General features: G+C 62.5%; 15 protein-coding genes. 3 read left to right on the forward strand and 12 right to left on the reverse strand.

Annotated features, from left to right (window positions below; genetic code table 11):
* Positions 1–2: 2 nt before the first annotated feature.
* Entirely contained in the window at positions 3–1,124 is a 1,122-nt protein-coding gene (locus tag ACQY6T_RS10340) for a DUF1501 domain-containing protein (RefSeq protein ID WP_428630700.1), read from the forward strand.
* A 3-nt stretch (positions 1,125–1,127) separates the two neighbouring features.
* Here ACQY6T_RS10340 and xth read toward each other — a convergent pair whose 3' ends face one another.
* The 7 genes from xth to ACQY6T_RS10375 all read right to left on the reverse strand — a co-directional run bounded on the left by xth (position 1,128) and on the right by ACQY6T_RS10375 (position 8,191).
* Positions 1,128–1,898, reverse strand: a complete 771-nt coding sequence (gene xth, locus ACQY6T_RS10345) for an exodeoxyribonuclease III (RefSeq protein WP_428630701.1) — start codon at positions 1,896–1,898, stop codon at positions 1,128–1,130.
* Positions 1,899–2,061: 163 nt separating this feature from the next.
* A complete protein-coding gene (erpA, locus tag ACQY6T_RS10350) occupies positions 2,062–2,403 on the reverse strand; it encodes an iron-sulfur cluster insertion protein ErpA (protein WP_428630702.1) in 342 nt (113 codons plus the stop codon).
* A gap of 92 nt (positions 2,404–2,495) precedes the next feature.
* Positions 2,496–3,170 carry a M23 family metallopeptidase gene (locus tag ACQY6T_RS10355; protein ID WP_428630703.1) on the reverse strand — a complete coding sequence of 225 codons (675 nt, stop codon included), beginning with the start codon at positions 3,168–3,170 and terminating at the stop codon, positions 2,496–2,498.
* 141 nt (positions 3,171–3,311) lie between these two features.
* Positions 3,312–4,103, reverse strand: coding sequence for a ferritin-like domain-containing protein (locus ACQY6T_RS10360; protein ID WP_428630704.1), 792 nt, complete (start codon positions 4,101–4,103; stop codon positions 3,312–3,314).
* Between the two features lies 1 nt (position 4,104).
* Entirely contained in the window at positions 4,105–4,572 is a 468-nt protein-coding gene (locus tag ACQY6T_RS10365) for a peroxiredoxin (protein ID WP_428630705.1), read from the reverse strand.
* Positions 4,569–7,262 carry a bifunctional [glutamine synthetase] adenylyltransferase/[glutamine synthetase]-adenylyl-L-tyrosine phosphorylase gene (locus tag ACQY6T_RS10370; RefSeq protein WP_428630706.1) on the reverse strand — a complete coding sequence of 898 codons (2,694 nt, stop codon included), beginning with the start codon at positions 7,260–7,262 and terminating at the stop codon, positions 4,569–4,571. The genes ACQY6T_RS10365 and ACQY6T_RS10370 overlap by 4 nt, the downstream gene beginning before the upstream one ends.
* 134 nt (positions 7,263–7,396) lie before the next feature.
* Positions 7,397–8,191 (reverse strand): response regulator, encoded by a 795-nt coding sequence (locus ACQY6T_RS10375; protein ID WP_428630707.1) that lies wholly within the window; start codon positions 8,189–8,191, stop codon positions 7,397–7,399.
* Positions 8,192–8,388: 197 nt separating this feature from the next.
* On the opposite strand from ACQY6T_RS10375, the gene ACQY6T_RS10380 reads away from it, so the two are divergent.
* Positions 8,389–8,559, forward strand: a complete 171-nt coding sequence (locus ACQY6T_RS10380; protein WP_428630708.1) for a NepR family anti-sigma factor — start codon at positions 8,389–8,391, stop codon at positions 8,557–8,559.
* 2 nt (positions 8,560–8,561) lie between these two features.
* On the opposite strand, the gene tgt is transcribed toward ACQY6T_RS10380, so the two are convergent.
* From tgt to ACQY6T_RS10395, 3 genes are read right to left on the reverse strand one after another with little or no spacing between them, the layout of a single operon-like run.
* On the reverse strand, positions 8,562–9,686 hold the full coding sequence (tgt, locus tag ACQY6T_RS10385) for a tRNA guanosine(34) transglycosylase Tgt (RefSeq protein ID WP_428630709.1): 1,125 nt from the start codon (positions 9,684–9,686) through the stop codon (positions 8,562–8,564).
* Positions 9,687–9,733: 47 nt separating this feature from the next.
* On the reverse strand, positions 9,734–10,222 hold the full coding sequence (locus tag ACQY6T_RS10390; protein ID WP_428630710.1) for a hemerythrin domain-containing protein: 489 nt from the start codon (positions 10,220–10,222) through the stop codon (positions 9,734–9,736).
* A 55-nt stretch (positions 10,223–10,277) separates the two neighbouring features.
* Entirely contained in the window at positions 10,278–12,425 is a 2,148-nt protein-coding gene (locus ACQY6T_RS10395; protein WP_428630711.1) for an EAL domain-containing protein, read from the reverse strand.
* Positions 12,426–12,674: 249 nt separating this feature from the next.
* On the opposite strand from ACQY6T_RS10395, the gene ACQY6T_RS10400 reads away from it, so the two are divergent.
* Complete coding sequence (locus ACQY6T_RS10400) at positions 12,675–13,091, forward strand: hypothetical protein (RefSeq protein ID WP_428630712.1); 417 nt, start codon at positions 12,675–12,677, stop codon at positions 13,089–13,091.
* Position 13,092: 1 nt separating this feature from the next.
* On the opposite strand, the gene ACQY6T_RS10405 is transcribed toward ACQY6T_RS10400, so the two are convergent.
* Together ACQY6T_RS10405 and ACQY6T_RS10410 are read right to left on the reverse strand one after the other, a co-directional pair.
* A complete protein-coding gene (locus ACQY6T_RS10405; protein ID WP_428630713.1) occupies positions 13,093–14,007 on the reverse strand; it encodes a hypothetical protein in 915 nt (304 codons plus the stop codon).
* 1 nt (position 14,008) lies between these two features.
* Positions 14,009–16,510 carry a fimbria/pilus outer membrane usher protein gene (locus tag ACQY6T_RS10410; RefSeq protein WP_428630714.1) on the reverse strand — a complete coding sequence of 834 codons (2,502 nt, stop codon included), beginning with the start codon at positions 16,508–16,510 and terminating at the stop codon, positions 14,009–14,011.
* Positions 16,511–16,515 lie beyond the last annotated feature (5 nt).

Consider the following 16,515-nt stretch of genomic DNA (forward strand, 5'->3'; position numbering starts at 1 on the left):
TCATGATCCTCTCACGCCGTTCGATCATCCTGTCAGGCATTACCGTCGCCGCCGCCGGCGCGCTGCCCGGCTTTGCCTATGCCGCCGCGGGTACGCCCAAGCGGCTGGTCTTCATCATCCAGCGCGGCGCCGCCGATGGCTTGGGAATTGTCGCGCCGACCGGCGACCCGGCCTTCGCCGCCGCCCGCCGCGCAATGGCCGACGAAACGGCTGACGGGGCAAAACTCGACGCCATGTTCACCTTACATCCGGCCATGAGCACCACCTCAGGGCTTTACACTGGCAAGCAGGCGCACTTCGCCCATGCGGTCGCCACCGCTTATCGGGACCGGTCACATTTCGACGGGCAGAATATGCTCGAGGGCGGCGGGTCGCGGCCTTATGGCCGCAGCGACGGCTGGGTCGGACGACTGCTCACCTTGCTCCCCGCCGCCGAGCGCGACGCGATCGCGATTTCCCCAGCGGTGCCGCTCGCGCTGCGGGGAACCGTGCAGGTCGGCACTTATGCGCCAAGCCGCCTGCCGCAGGCCGACAGCGACCTGATCGCGCGATTGTCAGCGCTATATGCCGATGACCCGCTGCTCCATCCGCTGTGGGACAGCGCGGTCAAGACGCAGGAGCTGGCAAGCGACATCGGCGGCAACAACGGCCGCAACGGCGCCGACCTCGGCAAGCTGGCAGCATCGCTGATGATCCCCGCCGACGGCGCGCGGGTGATGATGGTCGAAACCGGTGGCTGGGACACGCACAGCGGCCAGCGCGGCAGGCTTGCGGCGCAGCTGCGCGGACTCGATCAGCTGGTTGGCGCGTTACAAACGGGACTCGGTCCGGCATGGAACGACACGCTGGTCATCGTCGCCACCGAATTCGGCCGCACGGCCCAAGTCAACGGCACCGGCGGCACCGATCATGGCACGGCGTCAACCGCGATGCTGATGGGCGGCGGATTGAAAGAGGGCGGCAAAGTGTCCGCCGACTGGCCGGGACTGGCAACGGCCGAGCTTTACGAAGGCCGCGACCTCAAACCGACGCGCAGCCTTGAAAGCGTGATCGCGGGTGCGGTCGCGCATCATTATGCGCTCGATCCCAAACGGGTGATGACGACGCTCTATCCCGACGCATGAGAGTTAGGAAAGCAACGCCCAGGTCGGCGCGTGATCGCTGGCTTTTTCGCGGCCGCGATGATCCTTGTCGACGCCCGCATCGACTAGCCGATCGGCGAGCGCGGGGCTGAGCAGCAGATGGTCGATGCGAAAGCCATGGTCGCGCTGCCAGCCACCCGCCTGATAGTCCCAAAAGGTCCACACCTGCCCGCCGGGATGGCGGCTGCGTAGCGCATCGGTCCAGCCGTCGCCGAGCAAACGGAACCACGCATCGCGCGATTCGGGCTGCATCAGCGCGTCGGTCGCCATAACGCGCGGGTCCCACACATCGTTGTCGTGCGGGATGACATTGTAATCGCCGGTCAGGATCGTCGGAATTTCGGAGGCGAGCAGCACCTTCGCGCGCTCGCGTAGCCGCGCCATCCAGCGCAGCTTGTAATCGAATTTGGGACCAGGCTGCGGATTGCCGTTGGGCAGGTAGATCGACGCAACGCGGATGCCGCCGACATCGGCCTCCAGATAACGCGATTGCTCGTCCTCATCCTCGCCGGCCAGTCCGCGCTGGGTTTCGACCGGCTGCATCCCCTTGGCGAGGATTGCGACGCCGTTGAAGCCTTTTTGTCCGTGATAGAGGAAGCCGTAACCTGCCGCCTCGACCTCCTTGGTCGGCATGGTTTCGTCGCTCGATTTCAATTCCTGCAAGCAGGCGACATCGGGCTGCGTTTCATCTAGCCATTCGACGAGGCGCGGCAAACGAGCTTTGATCCCATTGATGTTGAAGGTCGCGATTTTCATGGCGCAGCTATGGCAGGAAGGCTTGGCGGTTCCCAGCCCCTTCGTCACCCTGAACTTGTTTCAGGGTCCATGGCCGGGCCTGTCCAGTGACGCTGCGCTTCACGAGAGCACAGGCCATGGATGCTGAAACAAGTTCAACATGACGAAAAATGAGGGATATGCTTCAGATCGAGAAGCTGGACCCGCAACCGCAACCCGAAGCCGCATTGGGATTTTCGACCTTGAACGACGATCCGCCCAGCGAATCGACGAAATCGACGATGCACCCGCGCACCAGATCGATGCTGACGGGATCGACCACGAGCTTCACCCCGTCGGTTTCGGTGACGATGTCATCGGCATCGATGCTTTCGGCGAGCCCGAAGCGATAGGTGAAGCCCGAACAGCCGCCGCCATCGACGGCAAGGCGCAGCGCCGCTTGCGTTTCGCCCTTGCGGTCGGCGATCCATTGGACGCGCGCCGCTGCGGCGGGCGACAGGGTGATGTCTGAAAGCTGCGAGGCCATGAACGCTAGATAGGAGCCTTATGCGCAAATAAAAAGGGCGCCGCGACGGTTGACCCGCCTGGCGCCCCTCCTCTCCGACCCAGGAAAGCTAGTTATTCGGGACCGCCCATCGCGAGCTTGTCGCCCGTCAGTGCTGCGATCGCCATTTGATCCGACCGCACGAATGGCATCGGATTGACCGGCGCGCCTTCGATGCGGACTTCATAATGCAGGTGGTTACCGGTCGAACGGCCGGTCGAGCCGACATAACCGAGGATGTCGCCCTTTTTCACCGACTGGCCCGGAATGACGACATAGGAGGACATATGGCCGTAGCGCGTCTGGATCGTGTTACCATGCTCGACTTCGACATAATTGCCGTAACCACCAAGGCGTTGAGCGCGGCCGACGATGCCGTCGGCGGTTGCGTAAATCGGGGTGCCGCGCGGCGCCGGAATATCGATGCCGTTGTGGCGCGCGACCTTGCCCGTGACGGGGTGGACGCGCATGCCGTAGGACGACGACAGCGACATCTGGTCGATCGGGCGGCGCGAGGGCACTGCAACGCCGATCGAGGCGGTCAGACCGGTGTCGAGACGCTTCCACGCCTGGAAAATCGCGCGGGCTTCGCTGTCCTCGCCGACCGAGGGGACGCCAGCGGTAAAGCTGTCGTCATCGGGCTCGTCGGGAGCGATAATACCGGCATCGGCACTGGTTTCGGCAGCATGGACGGCGGGAGTACCCAGTCCGAAACATGCTGCGGCGCAGACGATTGCGACTTGATGCAACTTCTGCGTCAGAAAAGTGTTTATCAAAATACGACCCCGCGTGTGCCATGTCGCCAAAGTCATCAAAAGGCTTTGGCGCCGGTGTTTGTTGGTTTGGATGATTGCTCATCCCCCGCAGAAGCCTGTGTGCTGCCCCAATGGTTAAGACGCAATAACACCATAGTATTCTTGCGTTAAACCGGCGTCGTGGCGCGCTGAGTCGTTGAATGGAGGTTTGAGCGCGCCCCGAAACCGCGCTTTTACCAGGTCGCGCCACGTTTCAGCGGCATTGAATCCCCGTTGGTCGCACAGCCAGCGGAACCATATTGTGCCCACGCTCACATGATGGATTTCATCCTTGTAAATGCGAGATAAAATCTGCGCCGAGCTTTCATCACCGGCATCGCGGAAGCGAATGATCGTTGGCGGGGTTACGTCGAGACCGCGCGCTTCCAGCACCATCGGCACGATTGCCAGGCGCGCCAAGGCATCGTCGGACGTTTCCTGTGCCGCCTCCCACAGCCCCGCATGCGCCGGAAGCGCGCCATAATGGCTGCCCAGCCCGCGCAAGCGCCGGTCAAGCAGCGCGAAATGCATCGCCTCGTCGGCAGCCACACCGATCCAGTCATCGACGAACTGGCGTGGAAATTCGTCGCCGAAGCGGCCGATCAGATCGACCGCAAGATCAATCGCGACAAATTCGATATGCGCGAGGGCGTGGAGCAGCGCGATCCGTCCACGCTCTGAACCACCCTTGCCGCGCCGTGGCATCCGATTGGGATCGAGCAATTCGGGCTCGGCGGGCCACGCGGGTTGGTCAGGTATCGCGATATCGCAGCGATGCTCAAGCGTTCCTTGCCGCCACGCCCGCGCCAAGCGACGCGCGGCGCGGCGCTTGTCGTGCGGGTCCGCCGTCAGCAGGACGGCGCGCGCCGCTTCGCCTAGCGTCGGCATGTCAGAGCCCCTTTGCCGCCTCCAGAACCGCCTCGGCATGGCCCTTAACCCGCACTTTGCGCCATTCTTTGACCAGTTTTCCGTCGGCGTCGAACAGGAAGGTCGATCGTTCGATTCCCATATAGGTGCGGCCGTAATTCTGCTTTTCGACCCAGGTGCCGAACGCTTCGCACACCGCACCATCCTCATCCGACGCGAGACGGACGGTCAGGCCATATTTGTCGCGAAACTTGCAAAGCTTTGCCGGCGCATCTCGCGATACCGCCAGGACCTGCGCGTTCAAATGCACGAATTCGGGGGCAAGACGGGTGAAATCCTGCGCTTCGACCGTGCAGCCCGGCGTATCGGCCTTGGGATAGAAATAGACCACCAGCGGCGCGCTCGTCATGGCGGCAATATCGATCGTCGCGCCATCGGCGTCGAGAAGTTTCACCGCGGGAATGGCATCGCCCAGTTTCAGACCGCTCATTTTTCACTCTCCTGTTGCGAGCGAATCGACGCCCACCATTCGGCAATCTCCTGCCGCGCCGCGTCATGCGCGGCAAGCAGTTGCGGCCAGCCGGGTTCGCCGCATTGGCTCGCCACCAGCTGGCGTGCCGCCGCGGTCGGCGGCTCGCCATCGGGCGCGGTCAGCCGCAGCATCACGAGCATTCGCGCCAGCAAACCATGCGCTTCAGAGACACCGTCAGGCGCCAGCCCAGCCGCTTTCAGACAGGCAAGCGCCGCGGCGATATTGGGGTCGTGGCATTGGCCACTGGCAAGCTGGGTGACCTGCATCGCAAATTCCAGATCGACGAGCCCGCCGGGGCCGCCCTTAATGTCAAGCGCGCCCTGCGGCGGTTTGTGCGTCGCGATCTTGCTGCGCATCTCTGCGGCATCGGCCACAAGCTTTGCCGGATCGCGAGGAATCACCAGCAGTTCGGCGATGATCCGCTCGACCTCGGCGCGCGCCTGGTCCGAGCCATAGACCGGCCGCGCGCGCAGCAGCGCCATATGCTCCCACGTCCAGGCTTCCTCGCGCTGATAGCGTTCAAAGCTGTCGAGCGTCACGACGAGCGGCCCCTGTGCGCCCTGCGGCCGCAGCCGCGTATCGACATCGTACAGCTTGCCCGCCGCGGTCGGCACCGACATCGCCGCCGTCACCCGCTGCGCGAGGCGGTTGTAATAGGTCGTCGCGCCGAGCGGTCGCGCTCCGTCGGATTCGGCCAAATGATCGCCGGTGAACAGATAGATGAGATCGAGGTCCGACGCGTGGGTCAAGGCCCGCCCCCCGAGCCGACCAAGCGCGAGCACCAGCAGTTCACTGTCGGCGATTCGCCCGTGCGCCGCGACAAATTCGGCGATCGTGGCGTCGGCAAGCACCGCGAGCGCCGCCTCGGCCAAGTCGGAATAGCCGCACGCGATGACGAGCGGATCGGTCGCACCGGCAACCAGTTGCACCCCATAGGCAAACCGCCGCTCGCCGACATGGTCGCGCACCCGGTCGAGCAGTCGTTCATAGTCGAGCGTCGCAAGTGCGGGCGCCCATTCGTCCAGCAGCTGGGCCTTGTTCGCGGGCGGATCGAACGCGCGCTGGTCGATCAACCCCTCGATCAGTTCGACCCGCGTCCCCAACGCATCGGCGAGCGTCGGTGCCAAGGACAGGATCCGCGTCGCAATGCGTGCCAACGCCGGCTGGGCGGCGAGCAGGTGAAAAAAGTTGATCGCGCTCGGCAGTCCGGCGACCAGCTTGTCAAAGCGGGTCAGCGTCGCGTCGGGGTCGGGCGCGGCGCCCAAGGCTTTGACCAGTTCGGGCAGCATCGTTTCGAGCGCGTCGAGCGCCGCCGGACTGCGCAGCGCGCGCAATTTGCCGCTGCGCCATTCGGCGATCGTCCGGAGCGCCGCATCTGGCGGGTCGAACCCGGCCGTCGCCAGCTGGGCGGCAAGCCCGTCCTCGTCGCGTGGCAAGCCCGTCGTCACCGCGCGTTCGGCGACGAGCCGGTCGTAACAGGCACCGACATCGATCACGGCGGGCTCGATCGCGGCAAGCAGCGCCGCACCGTCGGCCTTGCCATCGAGCCGCGCGACGCAATCGAGCGCCGCCTTCTGCGTCGGCAGGCTGTGCGTCTGCTGATCCTCGACCATCTGCAACCGATGCTCGACCCGCCGGAGCACAGCATAATGGCCCGACAGCCGCGCCGCGACTTCGGGCTCGATGCGTCCGGCAGCGGCGAGCGCCGCCAGCGCATCGACCGTGGCAGGCACGCGCAGCGAGGGGTCGCGCCCGCCATAGATCAGCTGATGGACCTGGGCGAAGAACTCGATCTCGCGGATGCCGCCGCGCCCGCGTTTCAGGTCGAAGCCCGGACCGAACGCCTGCCCTTGGGCGAAATGATCGCGGATCCGGTCGCTCATCGCGCCGATTTCCTTGAGCTGGCGGAAATCGAGGCTGCGGCGCCAAATGAAGGGCTGGATTGCCGACAGAAATTGCTCGCCGAGCATCCGGTCGCCCGCCGACGCGCGCGAGCGGATAAAGGCCGCTTGTTCCCACGCCAGCGCTTCGGACTCATAATAGGAAATCGCGGCGTTCACCGGCAACACGATCGGCGTTACCTCGGGATGCGGGCGCAGGCGCAAATCGACGCGCAGCACATGCCCGTCGCCGGTGCGCGCCGACAGGATTTCGGTCATCCGCCGCGCGATCCGCACCGCCGCTTCGGTCGGGTCGTCGCGTTGGCGGCGCGGCAGAATGTCAGGATCAAAGATCAGGATCGGGTCGATGTCAGAAGAGTAATTTAGCTCGTAACTACCAAGTTTGCCGAGTGCGATCACCGCCAGCCCACGCGGTTCCTCATCGGGGACACGCTCGGCAAAGGCGGCGGCGAGCGCCGCATCGCAGGCTCGGTCGGCAAAATCCGACAACAGCCGCGTCGTCGTCGCCACATCATGTTCGCCCGACAGATCGCCCAGCGCGAACAGCAGCGCCATCCGGCCCCGCCACTGGCGCAGCAACCGCATAATGTCTTCGCCGACCCGTGGCGCGGGGACCGCTGCCAACGCCGCATCGGTTCCGGCGCGCAGGAAGCTGTCGACATCGCCGGGGTTGAGGTCGGCCAGCCGCGCGAGGAACGGCGCGTTGGCGGTAAGGCGATCGAGCGCAGACTGGCGTTGGGACGTCATCGAGCAGGGCTATCGCCCGGGCAGGCCAAGGTCGCAACCCAAAGCTGGTCATTGCGAGCGCCGCGAAGCAATTCAGAACGCGCGTAAACCGATCAGAATTGCTTCGCGGCGCTCGCAATGACGAACATTCGGATTCAGGCCGGAACCGTGCTTTCGTCGAAGAACAGCACTTGCGCAATCGCGGCGCGCAGCGTCGCGGGCTGGTAAGGCTTGGTCAACAGGAACGCCGGTTCGGGCCGGTCGCCGGTGAGCAGCCGTTCGGGGAAAGCGGTGATGAAGACGACCGGTATCTTGAGGTCGGTCAGAATCTCCTGCACCGCCTCGATTCCTGAACTATTGTCAGCGAGCTGGATGTCGGCGAGCACCAACCCGGGCTGGTGCTTCTGCGCCTCGGCGACAGCCTCGCGGTGGGTGGTGGCGACCGCGACGACATCGTGGCCCAAGTCGCGAACGATCATTTCGATGTCCATCGCGATGATCGGCTCGTCCTCGATAATCAGGATACGCGCGCGGGTTTGACGGTCGATCTCTCCGGTTGCCTCGGCGATCAATGTCGCCACCGCATCGGTATCGCGGCCGATGATGCGGCCAGTGTCCTCGGCATTAAAACCCTCGACCGCGGTCAGCAGCAGCGCTTGCCGCGCCAGCGACGGAATGCGGCGCAGACGGGCGTCGGCAATCGCAATGTCAGTCAGGCCGGAGTTGCCGCTCGCTGCGGCCGCCTCTGCCATCAGCCCGAAATTGTCATGGACCATCCGGTAAAGCTGGATACGCAGATCGTTGCCGGTGTCGACAGCCCCGGGGTTCGCAACCAGCGTTTCAAGCAGGCGCGCAACCAGCGCGTCGCCATCCGGCTGGCTCCCCGAGATCGCCCGACCATAGCGCCGCAGATATGGAAGATGCGGCGCGATCGCTTGACCCAGTGACATAAATTTCCCTCCTGATGCGGGTCTTAACCCGCCGAAAAACCAGCAAACACGGCCTACAGCCGCACTTGCCGACATAATTTCACCCCATGGGAACGATTTAGCCGCAAATTAGTTTCATGGGGAAGAACAAACGCGCCATTGCGGTTTGATAAATGCGCGGTTAGCAACGGGGCCCATGGTAAGCGAATGCTTCAATAATGTCCTCTAGAACCGGTTCGCCACGCGGTGCATCGTCTGGGAAAGGCGCGGAAAAAAAGCCTTCCGCCAAGGGGCAGGACGTCAATGGCGCCCTGCGGCGCGCCTATGAATCGACCGTCGATGAGACGATTCCCCAGTCCCTGCTGGATCTTTTGAGCAAGCTGGACTGACGTCAGCGCTGATAGCGCGCCCCGAAATCATCTTGAAAAGCGGCGAACTGGCCCGCCGCAATCGCATCGCGCATCGCTAGCATCAGTGCCTGATAGAAATGCAGATTGTGCTGAGTCATCAACATCGCCCCCAACATTTCCCCCGAACGAACGAGATGATGGAGATAGGCGCGCGACCAAGTCTTGCACACCGGGCAGTCGCATGACCTATCTAGCGGCGCCGGATCCTCAGCGAATTTCGCGTTGCGAATGTTGACCGGGCCGTCCCAGGTGAAGGCCTGCCCGTTGCGCCCCGATCGCGTCGGTAGCACACAATCAAACATATCGACCCCGCGCGCGACCGCGCCGACCAAATCGTCGGGCTTGCCAACCCCCATCAGATAGCGCGGCTTGTCAGCGGGCAGTTGCGCCGGCGCATAATCGAGCACGCCAAACATCGCCGCTTGTCCCTCACCCACCGCAAGGCCGCCGATCGCGTAGCCGTCAAACCCAACGTCGGTCAGCGCCGCCGCCGATCGCGCGCGGAGTTTTTCGTCGAGCGAACCTTGCTGGATGCCGAACAGCGCCGATCGTGCCGCATGCTCTACTCCGGCGTCGAACCCGGCGCGGCTGCGTGCCGCCCAGCGCATCGATCGTTCCATGCTCGCCTCGGCTCGCGGGGCATCGACGCCGTTCGGCGGGCATTCGTCGAATGCCATTACGATATCGCTACCGAGCAGCCGCTGGATTTCCATCGAGCGTTCAGGGGTCAGCATATGGCGCGAGCCGTCGAGATGACTCTTGAACGCGACGCCCTCTTCGCTCTGCTTGGTCAGCGCCGACAGGCTCATCACCTGATAGCCGCCGCTGTCGGTCAGAATCGGGCGGTCCCAGCCCATGAAGCTATGCAGGCCGCCAAGCCGCGCCATGCGTTCGGCGGTGGGGCGCAGCATCAGATGATAGGTGTTGCCAAGGATGATGTCGGCGCCGGTCGCGCGCACATCCGCGGGGCGCATCGCCTTGACCGTCGCCGCTGTGCCGACCGGCATGAAGGCGGGGGTACGGATTTCGCCGCGCCGCATGGCGATAACGCCGGTGCGCGCAGCGCCGTCGGTCGCGGCGATCGAAAAAGCGAATCTTGCGGTCATTGCGCGCGCCTATGGCGGGGCGGGCGCAGAAAGTCGAGGTTCGCCCGCTATTCCTTCTCGTCGTCGCTCGATGGCTCATCGGCGGCAGCCTTGGCCTTTTCCTTCGGCTTTTCCTTGTCGAAGATCGCCGCGAGTTCCTTTTTCTTTGCCTCGGACAGCCCCTCTTCGGCTTCGGGGAACATCTCCTCTTCTTCCTCGTCGATATGGTGGAGGTAGCGGTGTTTCATCGTCCGAAACCGCGTCAGCCACCCGGTCGAGGCGAAGTCCATCTCGTAAAGTTCGGTGAGCAGCTCGTCGATTTCCTTATGCTCGGATACGCTGTGCTGCGCATCTTCGCGCAAGTCGGGCTTGCCGAGCATCGTCGCATAGAGCGACATTTCCTCTGACGCGGCATGCGCGGTGACTTCGATGCGAAACGCTTCGAACAGTTTTTCGCGGTCGGGGCTGTCGCCTTTGGTCTCGTCGATCTGTTCGAGCAGGCTGCGGTGGCGGTCGTGGTCGGCCTTCAGCCGCGCAAAGATTTTGGTTTCAGCCATCTTATTCTCCGTTCGGAACAAGAACGGCTGGCACTGCGGTCGGTTCCAACCCGCCTCAGGCGGCTTTCCAGTCGCTGGTGGTCGTGAAAGACGGCAACGCGAGCGCCGATGTCGACTGCGTCGCTGCCGCAATCAGATAGGGTGACACGCGGTGCCGGGTACACAGCCCACCATTGCCGTCGCTGACCATCGTCTGTTCGAACTCTACGCCCTGCTGATGCTTCATCGACCGGCGGACGGTCGCCGTGACCAACTGCCCCTCGCCGAAATCGATGACGAACTGGGTTCCGGTCGGGACGTCCAAAATGCCCTCGATGAAGGCGCCCGTCGATGACAGGTTGCGGATGACGACATCATAGCGATGATTGTCATGGAACGCGCCGACCCTACGAAACAGCGAGAAACGATCGTTACGCTGCCGCGCCGGACCGGCTGGCTTAATCGTCCACGACCCGATCTCGGCATGCTCGATCAGCTCGGCGTGCGGGACCGGCTTGCTGTACACATAGCCTTGAACGTGACTGACGTTGAGTTTGCGAATGAGATCGAGCTGGTCGAGCGATTCGATGCCTTCGGCGGTCGTTTCCATCTCCAGCGCCTCGGCCAGCGCGACGATTGCCGCGATGATCGCGCTGTTGCGCGATCCCGGCTCGGTCGCCCCGCGCACAAAGCTCTGATCGATCTTGATCTTGTCGAACGGCGCCGTCTGCAAATAGCCGAGCGACGAATAGCCCGTACCAAAGTCGTCGAGCGCAAGGCGGACGCCCAACGCCTTCAGCGCTTTGAACATTCGGCCCGTTTCGGCGGAGTCGGCCAAAAAGACGCTTTCGGTGATTTCCAGTTCGAGCCGGTCGGGCGCCAACCCTGTCGTCGCCAGGGCGCTGGCGACGATCTTCGGCAAATCTTCGTTGGCGAACTGGATCGGCGACACGTTGACCGCGACGCGCATGTCGCCCGGCCACTTCACGGCATCTTCGCACGCCTTACGCAGCACCCATTCACCGAGCGACCAGATCAGATTGGCTTCCTCGGCGATCGGGATGAATACGGCGGGAGAAATCAGTCCGCGATCGGGGTGGGTCCAGCGGACGAGCGCCTCGACCCCGGTCACCATGTTCGACTTGGCGTTGACGACGGGCTGATAGTGCACATCCATCTCACCGCGCACCAAGGCGTCACGTAAATCATCCTCGAGCGCCCGGCGAATTTCCGCCGCCTGGTGCAAGTCGCTCGAATAGAAACTGAAGCGGCCACGGCCATTACCCTTGGCCGCGTACAGCGCGAGGTCGGCGTTGCGAACCAGATCGTCGCTGCTCAATCCATCGAACGGCGCGATCGCGACCCCGACCGACACGCCGATAATGCAACGGCTGCCTTCGACCGAATAGGGTTGTGACAGGCTGTTGATGATGTCGGTGGCCATATCGCCCAACTTGCCGCGATCATCGACGTCGGGAAGGATGATCTGGAATTCATCGCCGCCCAACCGGCTCACCATCTCTTTGTCGCCAACGATCTTGAGCAAGCGTTCGGCAACCTGCTTGAGCAGCGCATCGCCCGCCGGGTGTCCTAGGGTGTCGTTGACCTGTTTGAAGCGATCGAGATCGAGCAGCATGATCGCGCATACGCGCTGCTGCTGGGCAAAGGCGGCCAGCGTCGTGTCGAGCTTTTTCGAAATGTTGAAGCGGTTGGCGAGTCCGGTCAGCGAGTCATAGAGCGCCAGCCGCGACGCATCCTCGGCCGAGCGCCGCTGCGCGGTGATGTCGGTCCCACTTCCCCGATAACCCGTGAACTTATCGCCACCGTCAAATTGCGGTCGGCCCGAAATTGCCCACCAGCGGTCGTCGCCCTCGAACGCACTGCGCAGCGGTAGCTCGTCAAACTTCGACTGTTTGGTCAGCAGGAACGGCAAGGTACGCTGGCGTTCGCCATGGCTGTCGACGGGCAGGAACAATTCGGTAAAGGCTGTCCCCAGCAATTCGCCGCTCGTCCTCCCCATCAACCGAGCGACCGAGTCGGTGATATAGGCGAGCCGCCCCTTGGCATCGGTCGACCAGAACCAGCCCTGTCCGCTCTCTTCGTAATTCTGGAGCAGCAGCAACGCCTCGCGGGTGTGCAGATTCGGCGCGGCATCGCCCCGCTGTTTGCCGATGCGTGATCCGATCATGCCGAAAAAGCCGCGCTGGCTCTCGTCGACACTCACATCCCCCCGCTCGCCGGATTCGATCCGCGATGGCACTTCCATCAAATCAATCTCTTGCTGATCCCCACATTGCCACCGCTATGCGCGCAATGCCTTGCGATAATGTAAATAAATCGGGACCCCGGCGTGAGCGGGCTCTCGGCGCGCGGCCCCGCAACAAAGAAGCTTGTTGTTAACCAGCTTTGGCGAACAGGGCATTAACTACTGCCCCCTTAATGACAAACCTCTGATTTGTAGGGGTGCATCAACATGGCGACCGCGATACATAATGTGATGAAGCTGGGCTGCCTGGCGGCCTTGGTGGCGTCGACGCCCGCACTTGCCGACCAACAGGCAACGGGAACATTCCAAGTCAGCGCAACCGTGCCGATGGCTTGCTGGGTCGATCACAGCATTCAGGCCGATGCGCTCGGCAACGCGCCGGGGCTGGTGACCGAAGGATGCAACAATGCTTCGGGCTATATGGTGTCGGCGCAATATCGCCCGCTCGCCGCGACCGAAAGCGCACGGCTGGTTTACGGCGCTAACATGGTCGATCTGTCGTCGCTGGGCGCGCAGGAAGTCCACCGCGAATATGGGCCGCGCATTCAGCAGATCGCGTACCGCTTCGATCAGGTGTCGCTCGACGCGCCGTTGACGCTATCGCTGACGATCCAGCCAATCTGATCTAAAGTGCTGCGACCGTAAAGGTCACCGTATCCGTGTAGCCGCCGGCACGCTTGCCGGCGGTTTCGCCGATTTCGATCCGCACCGGATAATTGTCGAAGCGGGCACGCCGCGACACGATTTCAAAGCTGTCGGACGACGTCAGGTCGAGGTCATGGCGGCCCAGCCGCAGCCGATAGTCAACAAACCATTCTGCGCTTTCATGCTTCAAACGGCCCTGATTTTCCGAGGATATCGAGACGCGATAGCCGCCGGTTGAAATGACATACAGGGTGATCGGCAGATCTTTGGTTCCCGGCACCAGTTCGCCCAGATCGACCGAATTGGTGCCGCGAGCGCGCGCCAACTGGCCTTTGAGGCCGATCAGCGCAGCGGGAAGAATGTCGATGCCCAGCGTTAACGGCTTGGTGCCGAGCAGCATACCGTCATCGCCCGCGACGTTGAGATCGAGTGACTGCGTGTAACGGCCTTGCGATGTCGCGCTGTCCGGCGCCGCGGCGATCGAGAGCAACTCCATGCTCCGTTCGCCGGGCATCAGCCGGATGGCCCGACCGCCCATACCGCGCAGGTTGCGGCCAGCGCGCGGCGTGATGTCGGTGCTGCCCTTTTCATCGATCAGCTGATACGGGATCGATGGCGCTCCATCATCGGATGCGAAGCCAAAGGTTTCACCGCGCAGCGACGCGCCCAGCCGACCGATGCATTCGCTATCGCCGCGATTCACAATATTGACTTCGACCGTGCCATAGACGGCACCGGCTTCCAGCGGATTGTGGCGGATGACCAGCTGATCCTGCACGGGTTCGACCGACAGATTACACGTCGCGTGGGCCACCGACGGCGTGAAAGCGGCAATGCCGCAGGCGGCAGCGCACAGCGGCAGCCAGCGTGCTCGAGTCTTGCGCTTCATCGTCATGTCACGGACCTTCCTTGCGCCCAAGCTCGACGACGCCGAGCTCCAATAGGCCATCATTGTCTTCCGGCACCCGGAACGTAAACGCGCCGTGGCCGCCCGAATGGAATTGCACGCTATATTCGGCGCCGGGCTCCAGCTTGGCGATAGCAAATCGACCTGCCGTATTGGTAAAGAACGGCTCTTCTTTCGTGTCGGCCACGTCGGTCCGGCGCATGATCCCGCTGACCAGTTTCAGCGGCTGACCGTCGCGGCCCTTCAGCGTTCCAATCGCGCTAACGAATGCGGCGCTGCCGACCTCGATGACGTAGCCGCTCTTGTACGCAGGCCGGACGCGCTTGACCCCCTCGCCGATATCATAACCGCGCGGCGGATCGATTACATCGTAACGCACGGATTGGTTGAAGAAGGCGTTCAGCGAGTTCTGCACCGCCGGGCCCAGCGAGCCGCTCTTGCTGACATATTTACCGCCCTCCAGCGCGTCGCCGACGATGACCTGGCGATCCTTCAGCGTCTTGTGCGGATAGACCAGGGCAAAGCTGTCGTTGATCGTGCGGCTGACGGCAACCTTACCTCCGGCATAAGCGATCGCGCTGGCAACCCGTAGAGTTGTAATCTGACTGTTGCCGATATTGTTGAAATCGGTTCCGAAAGCCGTGTGCGAGAAGTTCGCGTCGAAACGGTTGCCGACATAGTCGAGCTGTCCGCCGATCGTCGGCGCACCGTCATCATAATTGGCCGCCAGCGAGTAGCCAAACGACCCCGCACGATTGTCCGCCGTCTGCTGATAACGCGCACTGCCACTATTTCGACGGGAATTATACCGTGCTTCGGCGCGGCGGTCATACCGCGGCTGCCAGGTCAGAGCAACGGTCACGCTAAATCCGTTGGTACGGCTCGATGCGCCTGGAAAGCCCGACTTTACATAGTCCGCGCCGAATTGCGCGTTCCATTCCCGGCTGATTCGATAGTTTGCGGTAGCCCCAAAGTTATAGGAGTCGCCGAACAGCGTCGTTCGGCTCTTGCGATATGAGGCGTTCGTCGTTGCGAATAATTTTTGGGAGAAGCGCTTGGTGTAGGCCGCGCTGAGGTTGAATGAGATCGGGTTGACGCCGTCTATCCCATCCACCGTCGCGTAGCGCCGCGAGGTATAATCGGCCACTAGCGTCAAAGTGTCATAGCCCGTCGCGCCGCCGATGATCTGGTCATAGCCGACTGTTGCGGCATAACCCACACCTCGGTTGCTGTGACTGCCGCCGGCGTCGAGGCGAATCCGCCCGCTGTTCGCCAGCAGAAATTGTGTCTGGCCCGTCACATTCTGAACATCTTCCGACATTTGGGCGCCTATGCCGATCGCCGGCCGATTCAGAAAAGCCTTGCGCCAGAATCCCGTGAATACCGGCTTCTTGCTGGAATAGTCTGGATTGCCAAAGCCACCTTTGTCGAGGATGCCGACATAGGCGCCATATTCATAGTCGCCGGGTTCCAGTTCGATGGTGTCGAGGTAAGCCTGATAGTCAAAGGTTTCGCGCGCGCCCGACTGGCCCTGAACCTCGATCTGGATATTGTTGCTGCCGGTATCGAGAGGCAGGTTGGAAATATCATATTGGCCTGGGTCGAGGGTGAATTCACGCTGGTAAATACCATTGCGTAAAACGCGCACCGTCGATTGTTCCTGCAGCACAAGCCGCCGCCCACCCGTCAAGACATTGTTTCGGAACGAATCGAACCGCTGACGCTGACGCACCACGCCGATCCCGCCCATGTTGACAAAACCTTGGCGACCGCGCGTTTCGGGATCGAGATCGCCCAGAAACCAGCGTCGTGAATGTTCGGGCTGATCATAGACCAGCCGCGCGTAGCGGCGCTGGAACTTATAATCCCCGGTCAGGAAATCGCGGCGCGTCTGCGCATCGGCTTCAAATACGACGTTGTTATAGCGGACCGCTCCGTTGAGAGCCAGCTCAGGCTTCCCGACATTACCCGTCTGCGATAGGCGCGTAATGGTAGAGCTGACGTTCAAAAAAGCGCTGAACGGGACAGGTGGGTCGCCGGGCTCCTCGGCTTGCCGGTCCTGATACAGAACTTCGATCGACCGTTTTTCAGGTGCAATCTTGAGTACCAATACGGCGAGTTGGTCGGGGTCATACTCAAGCCGGATTCCAGATGCGGACACATCGTCGGGCAGGAATCGCGGTTTGTCGCCGAGGAGCGTGCGAAGTTCGGCCTGCGCGGCAGGCGTCAGCAATGGCCCGATCAGCGAGAGAAAACCATCGGTTCCGATGACAAAGCGATCGTCGCTGGTCAGCAGAACCGGTAGCTCGCCCAACACCCGCTGGTTGAATTGCAAAGGCGCAGTAATTTCGATGTCGCGATTATAAGGATTGATGTCAGGTCGGCGCCCCAGCGCTTCGGGTGAATCAGGGTTTGCGCCCTGAGCAAATTGCGGGGATGGCGGCGTCAACTCGGCGATTTCGAACGCAGCGGAACTATGGGCCGTCAGCATTCCAG

It is taken from the genome of Sphingopyxis sp. (assembly GCF_965279725.1).
Taxonomy (GTDB): Bacteria; Pseudomonadota; Alphaproteobacteria; order Sphingomonadales; family Sphingomonadaceae; genus Sphingopyxis.

Excerpts from the sequence above, each read along its gene's own strand:
- ACQY6T_RS10390 (WP_428630710.1), bottom strand. The coding sequence starts at position 10,222 with ATGGCTGAAACCAAAATCTTTGCGCGGCTGAAGGCCGACCACGACCGC.
- ACQY6T_RS10340 (WP_428630700.1), top strand. The coding sequence starts at position 3 with ATGATCCTCTCACGCCGTTCGATCATCCTGTCAGGCATTACCGTCGCC.
- xth (WP_428630701.1), bottom strand. The coding sequence starts at position 1,898 with ATGAAAATCGCGACCTTCAACATCAATGGGATCAAAGCTCGTTTGCCG.
- ACQY6T_RS10360 (WP_428630704.1), bottom strand. The coding sequence starts at position 4,103 with ATGCCGACGCTAGGCGAAGCGGCGCGCGCCGTCCTGCTGACGGCGGAC.
- ACQY6T_RS10400 (WP_428630712.1), top strand. The coding sequence starts at position 12,675 with ATGGCGACCGCGATACATAATGTGATGAAGCTGGGCTGCCTGGCGGCC.
- ACQY6T_RS10380 (WP_428630708.1), top strand. The coding sequence starts at position 8,389 with ATGTCCTCTAGAACCGGTTCGCCACGCGGTGCATCGTCTGGGAAAGGC.
- ACQY6T_RS10375 (WP_428630707.1), bottom strand. The coding sequence starts at position 8,191 with ATGTCACTGGGTCAAGCGATCGCGCCGCATCTTCCATATCTGCGGCGC.
- tgt (WP_428630709.1), bottom strand. The coding sequence starts at position 9,686 with ATGACCGCAAGATTCGCTTTTTCGATCGCCGCGACCGACGGCGCTGCG.
- ACQY6T_RS10410 (WP_428630714.1), bottom strand. The coding sequence starts at position 16,510 with ATGCTGACGGCCCATAGTTCCGCTGCGTTCGAAATCGCCGAGTTGACG.
- ACQY6T_RS10370 (WP_428630706.1), bottom strand. The coding sequence starts at position 7,262 with ATGACGTCCCAACGCCAGTCTGCGCTCGATCGCCTTACCGCCAACGCG.
- ACQY6T_RS10365 (WP_428630705.1), bottom strand. The coding sequence starts at position 4,572 with ATGAGCGGTCTGAAACTGGGCGATGCCATTCCCGCGGTGAAACTTCTC.
- ACQY6T_RS10405 (WP_428630713.1), bottom strand. The coding sequence starts at position 14,007 with ATGACGATGAAGCGCAAGACTCGAGCACGCTGGCTGCCGCTGTGCGCT.
- erpA (WP_428630702.1), bottom strand. The coding sequence starts at position 2,403 with ATGGCCTCGCAGCTTTCAGACATCACCCTGTCGCCCGCCGCAGCGGCG.